15 protein-coding genes are annotated in these 16,773 nt (G+C 70.3%); 9 read left to right on the plus strand and 6 right to left on the minus strand.

The features are described from left to right. Positions 1-24 precede the first annotated feature (24 nt). The 6 genes from ACZ6CL_RS11820 (at position 25) to ACZ6CL_RS11845 (ending at position 7,569) form a co-directional block, all read left to right on the plus strand. Entirely contained in the window at positions 25-1,047 is a 1,023-nt protein-coding gene (locus ACZ6CL_RS11820) for a hypothetical protein (protein WP_468934416.1), read from the plus strand. A gap of 32 nt (positions 1,048-1,079) precedes the next feature. Next, a complete protein-coding gene (gene chvE, locus ACZ6CL_RS11825) occupies positions 1,080-2,189 on the plus strand; it encodes a multiple monosaccharide ABC transporter substrate-binding protein (RefSeq protein ID WP_468934418.1) in 1,110 nt (369 codons plus the stop codon). Positions 2,190-2,203: 14 nt separating this feature from the next. Continuing rightward, positions 2,204-3,766, plus strand: coding sequence for a multiple monosaccharide ABC transporter ATP-binding protein (gene mmsA, locus ACZ6CL_RS11830; protein WP_468934421.1), 1,563 nt, complete (start codon positions 2,204-2,206; stop codon positions 3,764-3,766). Continuing rightward, entirely contained in the window at positions 3,763-4,995 is a 1,233-nt protein-coding gene (mmsB, locus tag ACZ6CL_RS11835) for a multiple monosaccharide ABC transporter permease (RefSeq protein WP_468934424.1), read from the plus strand. The genes mmsA and mmsB overlap by 4 nt, the downstream gene beginning before the upstream one ends. Before the next feature lie 30 nt (positions 4,996-5,025). Beyond that, complete coding sequence (locus ACZ6CL_RS11840) at positions 5,026-6,243, plus strand: aldose epimerase family protein (protein WP_468934426.1); 1,218 nt, start codon at positions 5,026-5,028, stop codon at positions 6,241-6,243. Between the two features lie 81 nt (positions 6,244-6,324). Next, positions 6,325-7,569: a pyroglutamyl-peptidase I gene (locus ACZ6CL_RS11845; protein WP_468934428.1), complete on the plus strand. Its 1,245-nt coding sequence runs from the start codon at positions 6,325-6,327 to the stop codon at positions 7,567-7,569. 4 nt (positions 7,570-7,573) lie between these two features. Here ACZ6CL_RS11845 and ACZ6CL_RS11850 read toward each other — a convergent pair whose 3' ends face one another. Together ACZ6CL_RS11850 and ACZ6CL_RS11855 are read right to left on the minus strand one after the other, a co-directional pair. Continuing rightward, on the minus strand, positions 7,574-8,335 hold the full coding sequence (locus tag ACZ6CL_RS11850) for an SDR family NAD(P)-dependent oxidoreductase (RefSeq protein WP_468934430.1): 762 nt from the start codon (positions 8,333-8,335) through the stop codon (positions 7,574-7,576). A 38-nt stretch (positions 8,336-8,373) separates the two neighbouring features. Next, complete coding sequence (locus ACZ6CL_RS11855; protein ID WP_468934433.1) at positions 8,374-9,153, minus strand: SDR family NAD(P)-dependent oxidoreductase; 780 nt, start codon at positions 9,151-9,153, stop codon at positions 8,374-8,376. 148 nt (positions 9,154-9,301) lie between these two features. Here ACZ6CL_RS11855 and ACZ6CL_RS11860 point away from each other — a divergent pair, with 148 nt between their 5' ends. Next, positions 9,302-10,147 carry a helix-turn-helix transcriptional regulator gene (locus ACZ6CL_RS11860; protein ID WP_468934436.1) on the plus strand — a complete coding sequence of 282 codons (846 nt, stop codon included), beginning with the start codon at positions 9,302-9,304 and terminating at the stop codon, positions 10,145-10,147. Between the two features lie 162 nt (positions 10,148-10,309). Continuing rightward, on the plus strand, positions 10,310-11,743 hold the full coding sequence (locus ACZ6CL_RS11865) for an FG-GAP-like repeat-containing protein (protein ID WP_468934438.1): 1,434 nt from the start codon (positions 10,310-10,312) through the stop codon (positions 11,741-11,743). 74 nt (positions 11,744-11,817) lie between these two features. Here ACZ6CL_RS11865 and ACZ6CL_RS11870 read toward each other — a convergent pair whose 3' ends face one another. From ACZ6CL_RS11870 to ACZ6CL_RS11885, 4 genes are read right to left on the minus strand one after another with little or no spacing between them, the layout of a single operon-like run. Beyond that, positions 11,818-12,264, minus strand: a complete 447-nt coding sequence (locus tag ACZ6CL_RS11870; protein ID WP_468934440.1) for an NUDIX hydrolase — start codon at positions 12,262-12,264, stop codon at positions 11,818-11,820. After that, entirely contained in the window at positions 12,261-13,037 is a 777-nt protein-coding gene (locus ACZ6CL_RS11875) for an EI24 domain-containing protein (protein ID WP_468934443.1), read from the minus strand. The genes ACZ6CL_RS11870 and ACZ6CL_RS11875 overlap by 4 nt, the downstream gene beginning before the upstream one ends. An 18-nt stretch (positions 13,038-13,055) precedes the next feature. Further along, positions 13,056-14,372 (minus strand): jacalin-like lectin, encoded by a 1,317-nt coding sequence (locus tag ACZ6CL_RS11880; protein ID WP_468935222.1) that lies wholly within the window; start codon positions 14,370-14,372, stop codon positions 13,056-13,058. A 38-nt stretch (positions 14,373-14,410) separates the two neighbouring features. Then, positions 14,411-15,466, minus strand: coding sequence for a pectate lyase family protein (locus tag ACZ6CL_RS11885; protein WP_468934446.1), 1,056 nt, complete (start codon positions 15,464-15,466; stop codon positions 14,411-14,413). Positions 15,467-15,760: 294 nt separating this feature from the next. On the opposite strand from ACZ6CL_RS11885, the gene ACZ6CL_RS11890 reads away from it, so the two are divergent. Beyond that, positions 15,761-16,534 carry an intradiol ring-cleavage dioxygenase gene (locus ACZ6CL_RS11890; RefSeq protein ID WP_468934449.1) on the plus strand — a complete coding sequence of 258 codons (774 nt, stop codon included), beginning with the start codon at positions 15,761-15,763 and terminating at the stop codon, positions 16,532-16,534. Positions 16,535-16,773 lie beyond the last annotated feature (239 nt).

Raw genomic sequence — 16,773 nt, forward strand, 5'->3', positions numbered from 1 at the left:
CCTTACGGCGATACAAGGAGCACCGTGACCACCGCCGCCTCAGCCCGCCCCTCCGGCCCCCGCCGTCCCGCCGACGCCGCCCTCACCGCGCTCGGCCACGCGGCGCCCGAGCCCGACCCCGCCGACGCCTCCGCGCACTCCTTCCCCGACGGCGGCACCTGGCGCACCGAGATCCCGTCCGTCGAGGGCCCGGAGGCGCTGGCCACCGTGTTCAAGGAGGCCGGGCGGCTCGACGTACCGATCCACCGGATCAGCCAGGGCAGCGGCGTCTGGATGCTCACCGACGCCGAGATCACCGAGATGGTGGAGTCCTGCGCGGAGCACAATGCCGAGCTGTGCCTGTTCACCGGGCCGCGCGGCACCTGGGACATCGGCGGCGCCACCCGCTCCGACTCCGGCGGCGGCGGTCTGCGGGCCCGCGGCCACGACGCGGTCGCCGGATGCGTGGAGGACGCCCTGCGGGCCGCCTCGCTCGGGGTGAAGTGCCTGCTGGTCGCCGACGAGGGCGTGCTGTGGCTGCTGCACCAGCTCCGCGAGCGCGGGGAGCTGCCCGCGGACACCACCTTCAAGCTGTCCGCGCTGGTGGGCCCGGTCAATCCGGCCTCGTTCGCGGTGTACGAGCGGCTGGGCGCCGACTCGATCAACATCCCCTCCGATCTGACGCTGGAACACCTCACCGAGATCCGCCGGATCTCCCGCGCCCCGATGGACTTCTACATCGAGGCCCCGGACGACCTCGGTGGTTACGTACGGCTCTACGACGCGGCCGAGTTGATCCGCCGCGGCGCCCCCATCTATCTGAAGTTCGGGCTCAGCAAGTCTCCGGGGATCTACCCCTACGGCGCGCAACTGCGGGACGTGGCGCTGAACAGCGCGCGCGAGCGGGTGCGCCGCGGCCGGCTCGTGCTCGATCTGCTCGCCCGGCTGGGTGCGGAGGGCGGGCTGTCGCCGCTGGGCTCCCGGCTGCCGGGGCCGCTGCGGCGGTTCCCCGTCACCGACGCGGAGATCACCACCGCGGACGCCGGCACGGCACCCCAGAAGTCCTGAGCAATGACGCCCCAGGGAAGGACCCCATCACCATGCGTACGGTAAGAGGCGCACGAGCCGCGGCGATAGCCGCCGGCCTCCTCGCGCTCTCGCTGACCGCCACGGCCTGTGGCCAGGAGGCGGTCGGTGGCAGTCGGTACAAGAGCAAGGAAAAGGGAGGGACGATCGGCATCGCGATGCCGACCAAGTCCTCCGAGCGGTGGATCACCGACGGCCGCAACGTGGCCAAGCAGTTCAAGGCGGCGGGCTACAAGACGGACCTTCAGTTCGGCGAGGACGACGTCCGCACCCAGGTGGCCCAGCTCGAAAACATGATCACCAAGGGCCACCGGCTGCTGGTGATCGCGCCGATCAACGGCGGGGCGCTCAACGACGTCCTGAAGCAGGCCCATGAGGCCAACATTCCGGTGATCTCCTACGACCGGCTGCTCCTGGGCACGAAGAACGTCGACTACTACGCGACCTTCGACAACGAGAAGGTCGGCAGGCTCCAGGGCCAGTACATCGTCGACAAGCTGGGGCTGGCCAAGGGCCGCAAGGGCCCGTTCAACATAGAGCTGTTCGCCGGGTCGTCGGACGACAACAACACCGGGTACTTCTACAAGGGCGCCATGAGCGTGCTCAAGCCGTACATGGACAAGGGCGAGCTGGTCGTCCGCTCCAAGCAGACCAGTCTCAACCAGCTCTACACCGAGAAGTGGAGCGGAAGCGCCGCCCAGGACCGCATGGAGGACCTGCTCAACAAGGCGTACGGCAACGACGACGTCGACGCCGTGCTCTCGCCGTACGACGGCATGTCCATCGGCATCCTCTCGGCGCTCAAGAGCGCCAGCTACGGGACGAAGGCCAAGCCGTTCCCGGTGGTGACCGGGCAGGACGCGGAGCTGGCCTCCGTGAAGTCCATCGTCCGGGGCCAGCAGACGCAGACCATCTACAAGGACCTCCGCAAGCTGGCGAAGGCCACCGTGCAGATAGCCAAGGCGGAGCTGACCGGCGGCAAGCCCCCGATCAACGACACCAAGTCGTACGACAACGGCGAGAAGGTCGTGCCGACCTATCTGCTCAACCCGGTCAGCGTCGACAAGTCCAACACCCAGGTGCTGGTCGACCAGGGTTACTACACCGCGTCGCAGCTGAAGTAGGGCGGGTCCGGGCTATGAGCACCATTCTCGAACTGCGCTCCATCACCAAGACGTTCCCCGGTGTCAAGGCGCTCTCCGACGTCAACCTCCGTGTGCGCCAGGGCGAGATCCACGCCCTGTGCGGGGAGAACGGCGCGGGCAAGTCCACCCTGATGAAGGTGGTCAGCGGAGTCCATCCGCACGGTTCCTACGACGGCGAGATCCTCTTCGACGGCGAGGCCTGCTCCTTCAAGGACATCCGCGCGAGCGAGCAGCGCGGCATCGTCATCATCCACCAGGAACTCGCGCTGATCCCGTATCTGTCCATCGCCGAGAACATCTTCCTCGGCAATGAACACGCCACCCGTGGCCTGATCAGCTGGAACGAAACCCTCAAGCACGCCAACGCGCTGCTCAAGCGGGTCGGTCTGACGGATTCGCCGCAGACCCGGGTCACCGACATCGGCGTGGGCAAGCAGCAGCTCGTGGAGATCGCCAAGGCGCTCGCCAAGGAGGTGAAGCTGCTGATCCTGGACGAGCCGACCGCGGCGCTCAACGACGAGGACAGCGGCAAACTCCTCGATCTGCTGCTGGAGTTCAAGGCGCAGGGCATCTCCTCGATCATCATCTCGCACAAGCTGAACGAGATCCGCCGGGTGGCCGACTCCGTCACCATCCTGCGCGACGGCCAGTCCATCGAGACGATGTCGGTCCGGGAGACCCCGGAGTCCGAGCCGGAGGTCTCCGAGGACCGCATCATCCGCGGCATGGTCGGCCGCGACCTCGACAGCCGGTTCCCCGAGCGCACCCCGTACGAGGGCGAGGATGCCGCCGAGGTGGCCCTGGCCATCGAGGACTGGACCGTGCACCACCCCATCGACCAGCAGCGCAAGGTCGTGGACGGGGTGTCGCTGAACGTCCGGCGCGGCGAGATCGTGGGCATCGCCGGGCTGATGGGCGCGGGCCGCACGGAGCTGGCGATGAGCGTCTTCGGGCGGACGTACGGGCGCTACGCGGGCGGCCGGGTCCTCCGCGACGGCCAGGAGGTCCGTACCCGTACCGTGCCGGAGGCCATCGACCACGGCATCGCGTACGTCACCGAGGACCGCAAGACGTACGGGCTCAACCTCGGGGACACCATCAGCCGCAACGTGTCGCTCTCCTCGCTCCCGAAGGTGGCCCGCCGCGGCGTGGTCAACGAGCACGAGGAGTCGCGGGTCGCCGAGCGGTTCCGCAAGACCATGAACATCAAGGCACCGACGGTCTTCGAGCGGGTCGGCCGGCTCAGCGGCGGCAACCAGCAGAAGGTCGTCCTCAGTAAGTGGATCTTCGCTGGCCCCGAGGTGCTCATCCTCGACGAGCCCACCCGTGGGATCGACGTCGGGGCCAAGTACGAGATCTACACGGTCATCAACGACCTGGCGGCGCAGGGCAAGGCCGTCGTCTTCATCTCCTCCGAGCTGGGCGAGCTGCTGGGGATGTGCGACCGGATCTACACGATGGCGGCCGGACGGCTGACCGGGGAGGTTCCCCGGGCCGAGGCGACCCAGGAAGTTCTGATGCGCCATATGACAAGGGACAGAGGAGACGAAGGATGAGCACGGCCACCCAGAAGACCGAGAGCCCGGCGCCACCGCCGGCCGAAGGCTCCAAGAGCCTCGGGACGCTGCTGCTGCAGGGCATGCGGACCAATATGCGGCAGTACGGGATGCTGGTCGCGCTCGCCCTGATCATCGTCATCTTCCAGATCTGGTCGGACAACATCCTGCTGCGTCCGGGGAACGTCACCAGCCTGGTGCAGCAGAACGGCTACATCCTCATTCTCGCCATCGGCATGATGATGGTGATCATCGCGGGGCACATCGACCTGTCGGTCGGCTCGCTCGTCGCCTTCATCGGCGCGGCTGCCGGCGCTATGATGATCAAGAACGATATGCCCTGGGGCGTCGCGGTCGTCCTCTGTCTGCTGATCGGCGCGCTGGCCGGGGCCTGGCAGGGCTTCTGGATCGCGTACATCGGGATTCCGTCCTTCATCGTCACCCTCGCCGGAATGCTGGCCTTCCGCGGCGGCACCCAGATCCTGCTCGACGGGCAGTCCCTGTCGCCGTTCCCGGACAGCTTCGAGAAGCTGAGCACCGGCTTCATCCCGGAGATGGGCCCGTACACGCAGTACCACAACCCCACGATGGTGCTCGGCCTCATCGTGTGCGCGGCCGTCGTCTGGCAGGAGTGGCGCGGTCGGCAGCAGCGCGCGGCCTACGAGCTGGAGGTGGTCCCGCTCGGGCTGTTCTTCGTCAAGTGCGCGGCGATCGTGGCCGCCGTGATGGCGTTCACCATGACGCTGTCCAGCTGGCACGGCGCGCCGTACGGGCTGCTGATCCTGGCCGTGCTCTTCGTGATCTTCAGCTTCGTGATGCGCAACACCGTCATCGGGCGGCATGTGTACGCGCTCGGCGGCAACCAGCCGGCGGCCAAGCTCTCGGGTGTCCGGGACAAGCGCGTCACCTTCCTGGTCTTCGTCAACATGGGCCTGCTGTCCGCGCTCGCCGGAATGGTCTTCGCCGCCCGGCTCGGCTCGGCCACTCCCAGCGCGGGCCTCAACTTCGAACTGGAGGCCATCGCCGCGGCGTTCATCGGCGGCGCGTCGGCCAGCGGCGGTGTCGGCACGGTACTGGGCGCGATCATCGGTGGCCTGGTGCTCGGTGTGCTCAACAACGGCATGTCGCTGGTGGGCATCGGCACCGACTACCAGCAGGTGATCAAGGGACTGGTGCTGCTGGCGGCGGTCGGCTTCGACGTGTGGAACAAGCGCCGGGTCGGTTCGTAGTCCATCCAACTACCTTTTGTGGAGCCGCACATGACGCACCAAAGAAACACGAGCAGACGCACGGTGATCACGGCCGCGGCGGCCGCCGCCGGAGTGGCGGCCGCGGGCCCCGCGTACGCGACGGGCAGCGCCACCGGCGCGTCCGCGTCCGGCGCGTCCGGCGCCACCGGCGCATCCGGGAAGGGCGAGGGACACGCGGTGAAGGAACACTTCGGCACGCTGGCCGACGGCACGAAGGTCGACCGCTGGACGATCGAGAACGGCCGCACCCGGCTCTCCGTGCTGTCGTACGGCGGTGTCGTCCAGTCCCTGGAGATCCCCGACCGGCACGGCCGCCGGGCCAACGTCTCGCTGGGCTTCTCCGACCTGGACGCGTACGTCGCCAGCAGCCCGTACTTCGGCGCCCTCATCGGCCGCTACGGCAACCGCATCGCCCGCGGTACGTTCACCCTCGACGGGAAGGCGTACCAGCTGCCCGTCAACGACGGCCCCAACAGCCTCCACGGCGGTGACAAGGGCTTCGACAAGCGCGTCTGGTCCGTCGAGCCGTTCCGGAAGGGTGCCGACGTCGGCCTCACCCTACGCCGGGTCAGCCCCGACGGCGAGATGGGCTACCCGGGCACGCTCACCGTGCGCGTCGACTACACCCTGACCGCGGCGGGCGACTTCCGCGTCGACTACGAGGCCACCACGGACAAGGCCACCGTCGTCAACCTCACCAACCACACCTACTACAACCTGGCCGGGGAGGGCTCGGGGTCCATCTACGACCACCGCCTCCAGATCGCGGCCTCCCGCTACACCCCGGTCGACAAGACCCTCATCCCGACCGGCGAACTGGCCAAGGTCGCCGGGACCCCGTTCGACTTCCGCCGCGCCAAGGAGATCGGCCGGGACATCCGAGACGCGCACCAGCAGGTGCTGTACGGGCAGGGGATCGACCACAACTTCGCGCTCGACAAGGGCCTGACGCGCCGTCCCGAGCACATCGTGACGGTGACCGAGCCGGAGTCGGGCCGGGTGATGAAGATCGCGACGACCGAGCCGGGCGTGCAGTTCTACACGGGTAACTTCCTGACCGGCACCTTCGCCGGTACGTCCGGCCAGGTCTACCGCCAGGGCGACGGCTTCTGCCTGGAGACCCAGCACTTCCCGGACTCCCCCAACCAGCCGTCCTTCCCCTCCACGGTGCTGCGCCCCGGCGCCACCTACCGCTCCACGACGGTGCACTCCTTCTCGACCCGCTGAGTCCCGGCACTCCCCCTCCCGCTCCGCGTTCGCGCGGGCGGGAGGTTCGTCGTTTCCCCGCCCCTCCCGAGAGGCCCCCGTATGAGACCGCTCCGTACCCTGCTCGCCCTCGCCGCCCTCCCCCTGGCCCTCACCACCCCGGCGACCGCCCAGGAACGGACGCCCACCGTGGAGGAACAGCGGCTCGACCAGGCCGCCGCCCAGGAGATCCTGCGCCGCAGCGGCTTCGACGACGTGGCGCCGGGCTTCGCGCGGGATCTGGCGCGCGTACGGTCCGTGGCCGAAGCCGAGCGCGTCGTGCGCCGGGACGGCGGGCGGCTGTGGCAGCGCGCGGTGGACCGGGTGCAGGGGCGGGGGCCCGCGGGCGGTGACCTGAGCCGCGACGACGACCGGCCGCTGTACTGGGCCCGGCTGGGGATGACGCGGGCGCTGGGCGAGTGGAAGCCGGACTTCCCGCTGGGCGAGGCCCGCCGGGCGACCCTCCTGACCGCCCTGGAGCGGAACTCCCGCGGGCAGGACTCTCTCGACCTCCCGCCCGGCAAGCACATCAAGCGCGTCGTCGTCACCGGCTTCGACCCGTTCCAGCTGGACGCCGACATACGCCGGTCCAACCCGTCCGGCGCGGCGGCGCTCGCGCTGGACGGGGTGACGCTCCGTACGCCCGAGGGCCCGGCGCGCGTCGAGACCGCCGTCTTCCCCGTCCGCTGGGCGGACTTCGCGGACGGCACGGTCGAGCGCACCCTCCTCCCCGTCTTCCGCCCCGGTCCGCGCCAGGCCGACGCCTTCATGACCGTGAGCCAGGGCCGGGTGGGCCGCTTCGACGTCGAGCGCACCAACGGCGCGTGGCGCGGGGGCTATCCGGACAACGCCAACGTCTCCCGGACCGAGACCGTCCCGATCCCGGCCGGTGTGCCGACACCGCACCCGCAGCCGCAGTGGACGGCGACCACCCTCCCGTACGCCGCGATCGTCGCGGCGGACACCGGGCCCGCCCCCGTGTACGACAACACCACCGTCACCGAGATCCCGGCGGGCGCCACCGCCCCGGTGGTCCGCCCGGGCGGCCCGACGCCCGGCTCGACGGCCCGCGCGGGCGGTGGCGGCGACTACCTCTCCAACGAGATCGCCTACCGCGCCACCCTGCTGCGCGACGCCGTCGGCCTGAAGGTCCCGGGCGGTCATCTCCACACCCCGGTGCTCCAGTTCGGCCCGGACAACACCGACCCGGCGACGGGCCGGATCACCGACCCGGACTTCGTCCGCGACCGCGAGGCCATCACCGCCCAGGTGCGCTCGGTGCTCACGGTGACGGCCACCGGCCTGTGACGGCTCAGTGGGCGGTGAGACCGCCGTCGACCACCAGCTCGGTACCGGTGACGAACGACGACTCGTCGCCCGCGAGGAAGAGCATGGCCGAGGCGATCTCGTCGGCGCGGCCCGCGCGGCGCATCGGGGTGCGCACGATGTCCGGCTGCTGATCGCCCTGCTCGTCCAGGAGGTCCTGGATCATCGGCGTGGCGACGACACCGGGGTGGATGGAGTTGACCCGTATCCCCTGACGGGCGTACTCCACCGCCGCGGTCTTGCTGAGCAGCCGTACCGCGCCCTTGGACGCCTGGTAGGCGGCGGCCGCGCCGCTTCCCACGAGCCCCAGGACGGACGACGTGTTGATCACCGAGGCGTTGCCGGTGGCGCGCAGCAGGGGCATGGCCGCCTTCATCCCCAGCCAGGTGCCCTTCTGGTTCACGTCGATGACGCGGTCCCATGTGTCCTCCCGGGTGTCCTCGATGCCCGGCCAGTCCAGGATGCCCGCGAGATTGACGAGGACGTGCAGCGTGCCGAACCGCTCGCGGACGGTGGTCATCACCCGGTCCCATTGCCGGGCGGAGGAGACGTCCAGGCACGCGGAGACGGTCTCAGCGCCGGTCTCCTCCTCGATCTGCTGGGTGAGTGCCGTGAGGCTCTCCTGATGGATGTCGGTGAGGACCAGCCGCGCGCCTTCGCGGGCGAACAGCTTCGCGGTCGCCGCGCCGATCCCTCCCGTCGCACCGGTGATCAGTGCGGTCTTGCCGTCGAGTCGTTGTCCGTGCATGGCGGTTTTCATCTTCTTTCTGTCAGGCGGTCAGGCGGTCAGGCGGCGGTGAAGCCGCCGTCGGCGGCGACGACGGCGCCGGTCATGAAGCCGGAGCGGGGCGAGGCGAGGAAGCCGATGATCTCGGCGATCTCCTCCGGCTGCGCCACGCGGCCCAGCGGGTGCGCGCCTGCGAAGGAGCGCAGGTAGGCGCGGCTGTCGTCACGGATGTCGTCGAGCATGTCGGTCTCGATCACGCCCGGTGCCACGATGTTGGCGCGGATGTCATGGGGGCCGCCCTCCAGCGCGATCACCTTGGTGAGCTGCGCCAGGGCTCCCTTGGACGCGGTGTAGGCCGACCCCTCGGGCAGCGCGACCGTGCAGGTGTAGGAGCCGACGTTGACGATGGCCCCGCCTCGCCCCCGCTCGCGCATGGCGCGGAACGCCTCCCGGGCGTGCAGGAACGCGCCGCGGGCGTTGACCGCCATCAGGGCGTCCCAGTCCTCCGCCGTGGTGTCGGTGAAGGGTTTGTTCAGCGTCCGCCCCGCGTTGTTGACCAGGATGTCCAGGCCGCCGAAGCGCTCCCGCGCCAGCTCCACCCCGCGCACGGCCGTCTCCTCCCGGGACACGTCGCCGACGAGAGTGGCCACGCCGTCGTACTCCGCGGTCAGGTCCTTCACCTCGGGCCGGATGTCCTCGGCCACGACGCGTACGCCACGGGCGTGCAGCCACGCCACGGTGGCCCTGCCCACGCCGCGTGCGGCGCCGGTCACCACCGCGACCGCGCCGCGCAGTCCGTCGCCGTCCGGCGTGGGCTGTCGGTCGGTGTCTGTCGTCATCGCCGTGCTTCCTGTCCTGTCGGGCCCGTCGGGTGTATTCCCCTTCCGCCACCGAGACTGGAGGCTCCGGAAGCCGCCGACCAGGACGTTCGCTGCCTGGGTGTGGCACACCCAGGCTGTGCGCCCGTCGCCTGATTAGCCTGGGGGCATGTCGGACAACACCCTGGGAGACTTCCTGCGCGCCCGGCGCTCCGGCCTGCGGCCCGAGGACGTCGGCATGGCGAGCTACGGCGTACGGCGCGTCGCCGGGCTACGCCGTGAGGAGGTCGCGGTGCTGGCCGGAGTGAACGTCGACTACTACACCCGCCTCGAACAAGGCCGTGAACGCCACCCCTCGCCCCAGGTCCTCGACGCCCTCAGCCGCGCCTTCCACCTCGACACCGACGCCCACGCCCACCTCCACCGGCTGGCGGGCACCGCGCCGATCGATAGCCCGGTGCCGCCGCGGAACACGGTCAGTCCGGCGCTGCGCCAGCTCATGGACGGCTACCCCCACACCCCGGCCTTCGTCCTCAACCGCACCCTGGACATCCTGGCCACCAACGCCCTGGCCGACGCCCTGTACTCGCCCTTCGACCCCGCGGACAATCTCGCCCGCATGACCTTTCTCGATCCGGCCGGCCGGGATTTCTACCCCCGCTGGGACTGGACCGCGCAGGCCGCCGTGGCCAACCTCCGCCAGGCGGCCGGTTTCGATCCCGATGACCCCCGGCTGAACGCGCTCATCGACACCCTGACGGAGCGGAGCACCGACTTCTCGACGCTGTGGCAGGCCCACACCGTGCGCGGCAAGACCCGCGAAGCCAAACAGCTCAACCACCCGGACGTCGGCCCGCTCACCCTCACCTACCAGGCCTTCGACGTCCGCGACGCGCCCGGCCAGCAACTCGTCATCTACCACGCCGAACCGGGCAGTCCCAGCGCCGAAGCGCTGTCCCTGCTGGGCACCATGAATGCCACCAGGCGATACGACGCACAAACCCCGCTCCCGTAGCACCGCGGCGCTCCCACCCCTCGTGTCCTCCCTCTCGCCTTCTCCCCCTGGGGTTTTCCCTCGTGCTTTCGTGGGTTGTGCAACCATTCCCCTCTCGGACACCTCTACCTCCACGACTCGTCCGTACCCAATGGAGGTTTTGTGCGCAAGAGGACCAGAGGTGTGGTGGGCGCAGCAGTCGGCGCCGCCGTGACCGCAGCCGTGGCCGCCGGGGCCCACGCCGCCGTACCGGACGGCGACGGGCCCGGCCAGAAGCAGCCTGCCGCGGCGGGAAAGACCACACCGGGCGACATCGACCACGACGGCTACGCCGACCTCGGTGTGGGCGCGCCTGACGGCACCGTCTCCGGGAAGTCCAAGGCGGGCTACGTGGGCGTGACCTACGGCGCCCGGTCCGGCGTCGACACCGCCCGGCACAGCACGCTGTCGCAGGCGAGCCCGGGAGTTCCCGGCGCCCCCGAGGCCGCGGACCACTTCGGCTCGGCGGTCGTGCGCGGCGATGTGGACGGGGACGGCTACACCGACCTGATCGTCGCCGCGAACTACGAGGCCATCGGCACCACCAAGCGGGCCGGTTCCGTCACGGTCGTCTTCGGCGCCAAGGGCGGCCTCTCCAGCGACGCCATCGCCTTCCACGCGCCGCAGGCCACCGCCTACGCGCTGTTCGGCGACACGTTGGCCGTGGGCGATTACAACCACGACGGCCGCGACGACATCGCAATCTCCGACGGCACCAAGATCCAGCTCGTGAACGGCGCGGCAAACCTGCGCAAGACGGCCACCCCGAAGATGACGGCCGTCACCCCGCCCGGCGGCGGGGCGGGCATCGAGCACCTGTCCTCCGGCGATATCAACGGGGACGGCTTCGCCGACCTGGTCACCGTCGCCTACCAGGACGACCCCGCCGACGAGGGCACGCTCGGCGTGCTGCCGGGCTCGTCCGGCGGTCTGAAGAACACCCCGCTGGGCGAGGACGTCCCGCTGCCGTTCGCCTCGTACCGGGCCGTGGTCGGTGACATCAACGGCGACGGCAAGGACGATGTCGTCACGGACACCGGCTTCACGGACGGCCCGGACAACGCGCGCCTGCGCACGTACCCGGGCACCGCCGCGGGGCTCGACACCGCCAACTCGGTGATCTGGAAGGGCAAGCAGCAGAACGGCATCGCCTCCCGGCTCACCGACATCAACGGCGACGGCCACGACGACCTCGTGATCGGCGACACCGACGCCGAGACCCCCGATGGGTACAACAACGCCGGCGCCATCACCGTGCTCAAGGGAACCGAGGACTGGCTGACCGACGCGGGGGCGCAGACCTTCTCCCTCGACACCGAAGGCGTCCCCGGCGAGATGACGGGCAACGACTGGTTCGGCGACTCCGTCTCACCGGCCGACTACAACGGCGACGGCAAGCCCGACCTGGCCGTCGGGATCCCCAACCGCACCGAGGGCGCGGGCGCGACAGCCCTCCTGTACGCGGGCACCGACGGACTCACCGCCGAGGGCTCCGCCCTCATCGGCCCGGCCGACCTCGGCGCCCCGACGACCGATGCCGCCTTCGGCAAGGAACTGTCGGCCCCCGCCACGAAGTAGCACGATCCCGTCGTCGGACAACCGGCGGCCGGGCCCGGCCCACCCGGGCCAGGCCGCCTCGTCCTTGCCCAGTGCTACGCCGGCGAACCCTGCCGGTCGGCGAGCAGCAGAGCCAGGGGACCGGCGGGGAGGAGAAAGCGCCCCTGCGAAGCCGCGTCGATCGCGTCGCCCATCGGCCACCAGGAGAGCGTGAAGTCCTGTTCGGTGGGGGTGAGTTCCTGCGGCCCGCAGGTGAGGCGCCGCGCCTCGAAGAGGTGCACGCGAGCGGTTGAGCCGAGCGTGATGGCGTACGAACCCAGCGACCGCCATGCCTCGGCGGTGATCCCCGCCTCTTCCCGCAGCTCCCGCCGCGCGCACTCCTCCGCCGTCTCCCCCTGCTCCTGTCGCCCGCCCGGCAGGAACAGATACTCGCCCCCGTGGCGGGGGAAGTGCGCACTCAGCAGCGCCACCAGCCCGTCGGCGTCACGGGCCACCACAACGGAGGCGTCGCGGACCGGGTGATGGGCGGCGTGAACCGTCACGCGGTTGCCGCGGTGTCGCCCTGGGTGGGGGCCTGGTCCTCGCCTGTCAGGTCGCGGACCAGCAGGGTCGCGCCCGCTACGGCGCCGGGCATCAGGAAGACCGCTACCAGGGGGAGCAGGAAGAGCAGGGCCAGGGGGAGGCCGAAGCCCACGGTGAGGAGGCGGCGGCCGCGGAGCAGGCGGCGGCGTTCCTTGAGCAGGACGCCGCGGCGCAGGAGGGCGACCGAGGTCAGTTCCTCGGCGAGGAAGAAGCCGGTCACGCAGAGGGCGAGGGCCGGGATCACGGTCTGGCCGACGACCGGGATGAAGCCGAGGGCGAAGAAGAGCACGCTCCACAGGGTGACGCGGATGAGCAGGACGATGGCCTCGCGGATGCCGATCCACACCTCCTGCCAGGTGGACAGGCCGGATTCGGGGACGGCGCCGCCCTCGGTGCGGTCGACCGCCTCGGAGAGGGATTCGTAGAAGGGCTGGCCGACCAGGAGCGTGACCGCGGTGAACGTGATCACCGCGAGGAAGAGGCAGGCGGCGGCGAAGAGGATCGCGAGCGCGCCACGGAAGGCGCCGAGCCAGGGTGAGGACCAGTCGTCGGCGAAGGGGGTTGCCCAGGAGATGACGTCGTCGGTCCAGAAGAAGAGCACGACGAGCGCGGCCGCGTAGCCGACGAGGGTGATGAGGGCCGGGATCATCCCGATCCCCCACCACCTCCCGTGCTGGGCCACCCAGCGTTGGCCCTTCACCAGATAGCCGATGCCCACTCCAAGATCACGCATGGGCGGAAGCCTACTTGGCTACCGGGGCGCGTAGATGACGCCCAGCTTGTCGATCTCGTCACCGGCGCGGCCGGTGAAGCCGGCGATCTGCCACCCGGCGGGGGCGGTGTAGGTGGCGGTGTCGGAGGTGGGCGTGCCGGTGGCCAGGGTGCGGCCGGTGTCGGTGGTGAAGGCCGCGGAGAACAGGCGGGTGCGGTTGTCCTTCTTGCCGCGGGTGAGGGTGACGGAGGTGAGGTGTTCGGCGGGGCCGAGGGTGAGGGTGGCCGGGGTGCCGCCGCTGCCGCCGTGGCTGAGGGTGGTGCCGCCGGAAAGGGTCAGGGACACGCCGTCGAGGCGGGAGCCGCCGCGCAGGGTGAGGGTGCGGGGCGCGGGGGTGGCGGGCAGGTCGTCGGCGTCGTTGAAGGCGGTGCCGTGCGGCCCGCCGAACTGGTCCCCGGCGCGGAGCGTGTCGGCCGCCTTCCAGGAGAAGTCCACGGTGTGCGGGTAGTGGTCGGACAGTGGTTTGCCCTCGGCGTCGAGGAAGGAGGTGTCCTCGTTGTTGTAGCGGGTGGCGGTGAGGGAGAGGAGGGGGCCGGAGCGGTACAGGACCTTGTCGACGACCTCGCAGGTGTTGGTGACGCTCGAAGGGTCGCACACGAGCGCGTCGGACCCGGCGGGCGGGGCCGAGCCGCCGCGGACGAGGTTCACCCAGGCGTCGGTGAGGCCGTTGCGGGTGGCGAGGTCGCGGATGTTGTCGGCGGCGCGGGTGTAGCGGGTGTTGGTGTCGCCCATGACGAGCACCGCGTTTCCGGCCGAGTTGGCGGCGATGAAGTCGGAGAGCTGGGTGATGTTGGCGCGGCGGGCGGCGAGGTCGGCGTCGGTCGTGCCCGCGTTGGTGTGCACGTTGTAGAGGTCCAGGTACGCGCCTTCGGCGAGCCGCACCCGGGCGAGCGTGAAGCCCTTGGGGGTGAGGCAGTCGGTGCCGTTGCACTTGTTCCACTTGACCCGCTCGAAGTCGTCGTACGGCAGGTCGGAGAGGGTGTTGAGGCCGTCGCCGAAGGCCGCGCCACCGCTGGTGGGGGTGCGGTACGGGTGGTCGTCACCGGCGTAGAGCGCGGCGTGGTAGTTGAAGTCCTCCTGGACGTTGACGATGTCGTACGGGCCCAGGCGGGGCGAGATCAGCGGGGTGTTCTTCTCGGGGTGGCCGGAGGACAGCCCTTCGGGGAGCCCGGCCACGTTGTAGGTGAGTACGTTGAACGAGCCGGAGGTGGCGGGTGCCCTGGTGTCCGCCGTGGCGGGGGTGGCGGTGAGCAGGCCCGTGCAGGTGGCGAGGGCCGCCGCGGCCGCGACGGCCATGCGGCGTCCGATGAATCTCACGAAAAGTGTCCTCTCGGTCAGAGCTTGCCGGTGCCCGCTTGGGCGGTCACCGAGGCGACCACCGACGACGCGGGCTCCGCCGTGTACGCGTACGGCGGCTTGGTGAAGGTGCCGGTCCGGGAGATCTCCGTGGCCGCGCCGCCCAGGTCGTTTCCGCGCAGCACCGCGTAGCCGTCCACGTCGCTGCTGCGGCTGGTCGTCACGGCGATCTTGGTGTCGCGGAACACGTTGTTCTCCACAAGCATCTGCGCGCCCATGCGGGAGTGAGCGGCGGTGTCCGCGCCCTGGACGTAGTTGTCGTAGAAGTGGCCGGTGCCGAAGCGGAGGCTGGGGACGCGGGAGTAGACGTTGCTGAACCAGTTGTGGTGGTACGTCACCTTGAGGTGTCCGGTGTCCTCGGCGGCGTCGTTGTCGCTGTGCCCGACCAGGCTGCCCTTGAAGTGGTCGGCGAACTTGTTCCAGGAGACGGTGATGTCGTCGGAGCCGTGGTTGATGTCCAGCAGGCCGTCGTAATAGTCCTTGTCGTGGTCCCGGTCGGCTGAGAACGTGTTGTGGTCGATCCACACCCTGGTGGACTCCTGGACCGTCACCCCGTCGGACGGCTTCCTCGGCTTGCTGATGGCGAGGTTGCGGATGATGACGTTCGCCGCCTCCTTCAGCCGCAGGCCCCCGCCGGTGAATCCGGAGCCCGAACCGACGCCCAGCACGGTGGTGTTGGAACCGATGTCCACCTGGCCGGTGAGGGAGAGCAGACCGGACACCTTGACCACCTTGGCGCTGTCCCCGGCGACGGCGGCCTTGAAGGCGGCCAGGGTGGTGACCGTGGTGGCGGTGGCGTTGCCACCGCCGGTGGTGGCCGCGCCGAAGCCGACGGGGGTGGTCTCGGCGGCGGCTGCGCGCACGGCGGACGCGGGGGGCGTGGCGGCGTCCGCGTCCTGCGCCGAGACCGCGGCCAGCCCCCCGAGCGCGAGGGTGGCGGCCACGCCCGCGGCGATGGCCGTCAGCCTGCGCCTGCCGTGGCCGGTGGCGGTGGTGGCGGCGTCCGTCGTGAAGTGGTCACCTGCGGAGTTCATGAAGGAGCCCTCTCGGTCGGGGGATCCCCACCCGGAGGGGCAATCGCTTGCGGGAGCACGCGGCAAGCACGCTGGTCACAGGGCCGGTGGAGATCATCAAATGCGCTGCCCGGGTGCGGTGTGGTCAGGACCGTCCCGGCAGACGACAGCCATCACAGAAGAAGCTAGTAAGCGCTTGTTCGGAATGTCAACACCACTGACTGGTAAGGGAGTTGGCGATAAGAAGAGTTGACGCGCCCAGACTTTGCCGAACTGACAGGCGCCCCATAGGAAACACTCGTACTTTCCATGCCCATGACAGACACCCCCTCCGCCCCCATGGGGCGCCGCAGAGTACTGATCGCCGGAAGCGCCGCCGCGGCGGCCATCGGAATCGGCGCCGGGGCCGCCGCCACGCGCACCGGAACGGCCGCCACTGACGCCACCGACATGGCCCCGGCCGCGAACGCGGTCTGCACGCTCACCAAACAGCTGACCGAGGGCCCGTACTACCTCGACCACGCCCTCGTCCGGGCCGACGTCACCGAGGACAAGCAGGGCGTCCCCCTGGAGCTGGTCCTCCCCGTCGTCGACAAGGACACCTGCGCACCGCTCAACAAGGCGCTCGTGGAGATCTGGTACTGCGACGCGCTCGGCGAGTACTCCGGCTTCGTCGGCAACAACGGCCACGACGAGCCGGACAACGGGAAGTTCCTGCGCGGCGGTGTGCTCACCGGCACCGACGGCGTGGCCAGGCTGAAGGGCATCTACCCCGGCTGGTACCGCGGCCGCTGCATCCACATCCACATCAAGGTGCACACGGGCGTCACGCTCACCGCCGACGGCTCGTTCACCGGCGGCAACGAGATCCACACCGGTCAGCTCTTCTTCGACGAGAAGATCACCCAGGCGGTCGCCAAGCTGGCCCCGTACTCGACCAACACCGTCCCCCGCACCCCGCTGTCCTCCGACGGCATCTACGGCAACGGCGGCACCGCCGCCGGGCTGATGGCCGTGACGGCACTGGGCAGCACCCCGTCGGCCGGATATCGCGGCACCCTCACCCTGGGCATCGACGCGGACGCCTGACCGCGCCCGTGAACCGCTGACGCCGCACTTCCCGTCCCCCTACCGCTCGATACCCCACACCAGGCCCCGTCCGGCTCCCCCGGGCGGGGCCAGAGATCGACAGCGCGCCGTTCGGCGAGACCAGCGCGGCGAGCACGCTGTGCTCCGGGGCCGTGGTCATCCTCACCAGCACCGTGGGGCCGGTCGCGGCCCGGGCGACGGCCGCCGCGCCTGGCATCCTGGGCTCCGCCCGCAGCGCC

It is taken from the genome of Streptomyces sp. NPDC041200 (genome assembly GCF_055591805.1).

What these genes read in the sequence shown, in the direction of transcription:
- chvE (WP_468934418.1), top strand. Translation starts at nt 1,080, where the DNA reads ATGCGTACGGTAAGAGGCGCACGAGCCGCGGCGATAGCCGCCGGCCTC.
- mmsA (WP_468934421.1), top strand. Translation starts at nt 2,204, where the DNA reads ATGAGCACCATTCTCGAACTGCGCTCCATCACCAAGACGTTCCCCGGT.
- mmsB (WP_468934424.1), top strand. Translation starts at nt 3,763, where the DNA reads ATGAGCACGGCCACCCAGAAGACCGAGAGCCCGGCGCCACCGCCGGCC.
- ACZ6CL_RS11840 (WP_468934426.1), top strand. Translation starts at nt 5,026, where the DNA reads ATGACGCACCAAAGAAACACGAGCAGACGCACGGTGATCACGGCCGCG.
- ACZ6CL_RS11845 (WP_468934428.1), top strand. Translation starts at nt 6,325, where the DNA reads ATGAGACCGCTCCGTACCCTGCTCGCCCTCGCCGCCCTCCCCCTGGCC.
- ACZ6CL_RS11850 (WP_468934430.1), bottom strand. Translation starts at nt 8,335, where the DNA reads ATGCACGGACAACGACTCGACGGCAAGACCGCACTGATCACCGGTGCG.
- ACZ6CL_RS11855 (WP_468934433.1), bottom strand. Translation starts at nt 9,153, where the DNA reads ATGACGACAGACACCGACCGACAGCCCACGCCGGACGGCGACGGACTG.
- ACZ6CL_RS11860 (WP_468934436.1), top strand. Translation starts at nt 9,302, where the DNA reads ATGTCGGACAACACCCTGGGAGACTTCCTGCGCGCCCGGCGCTCCGGC.
- ACZ6CL_RS11875 (WP_468934443.1), bottom strand. Translation starts at nt 13,037, where the DNA reads ATGCGTGATCTTGGAGTGGGCATCGGCTATCTGGTGAAGGGCCAACGC.
- ACZ6CL_RS11880 (WP_468935222.1), bottom strand. Translation starts at nt 14,372, where the DNA reads ATGGCCGTCGCGGCCGCGGCGGCCCTCGCCACCTGCACGGGCCTGCTC.
- ACZ6CL_RS11885 (WP_468934446.1), bottom strand. Translation starts at nt 15,466, where the DNA reads ATGAACTCCGCAGGTGACCACTTCACGACGGACGCCGCCACCACCGCC.
- ACZ6CL_RS11890 (WP_468934449.1), top strand. Translation starts at nt 15,761, where the DNA reads ATGACAGACACCCCCTCCGCCCCCATGGGGCGCCGCAGAGTACTGATC.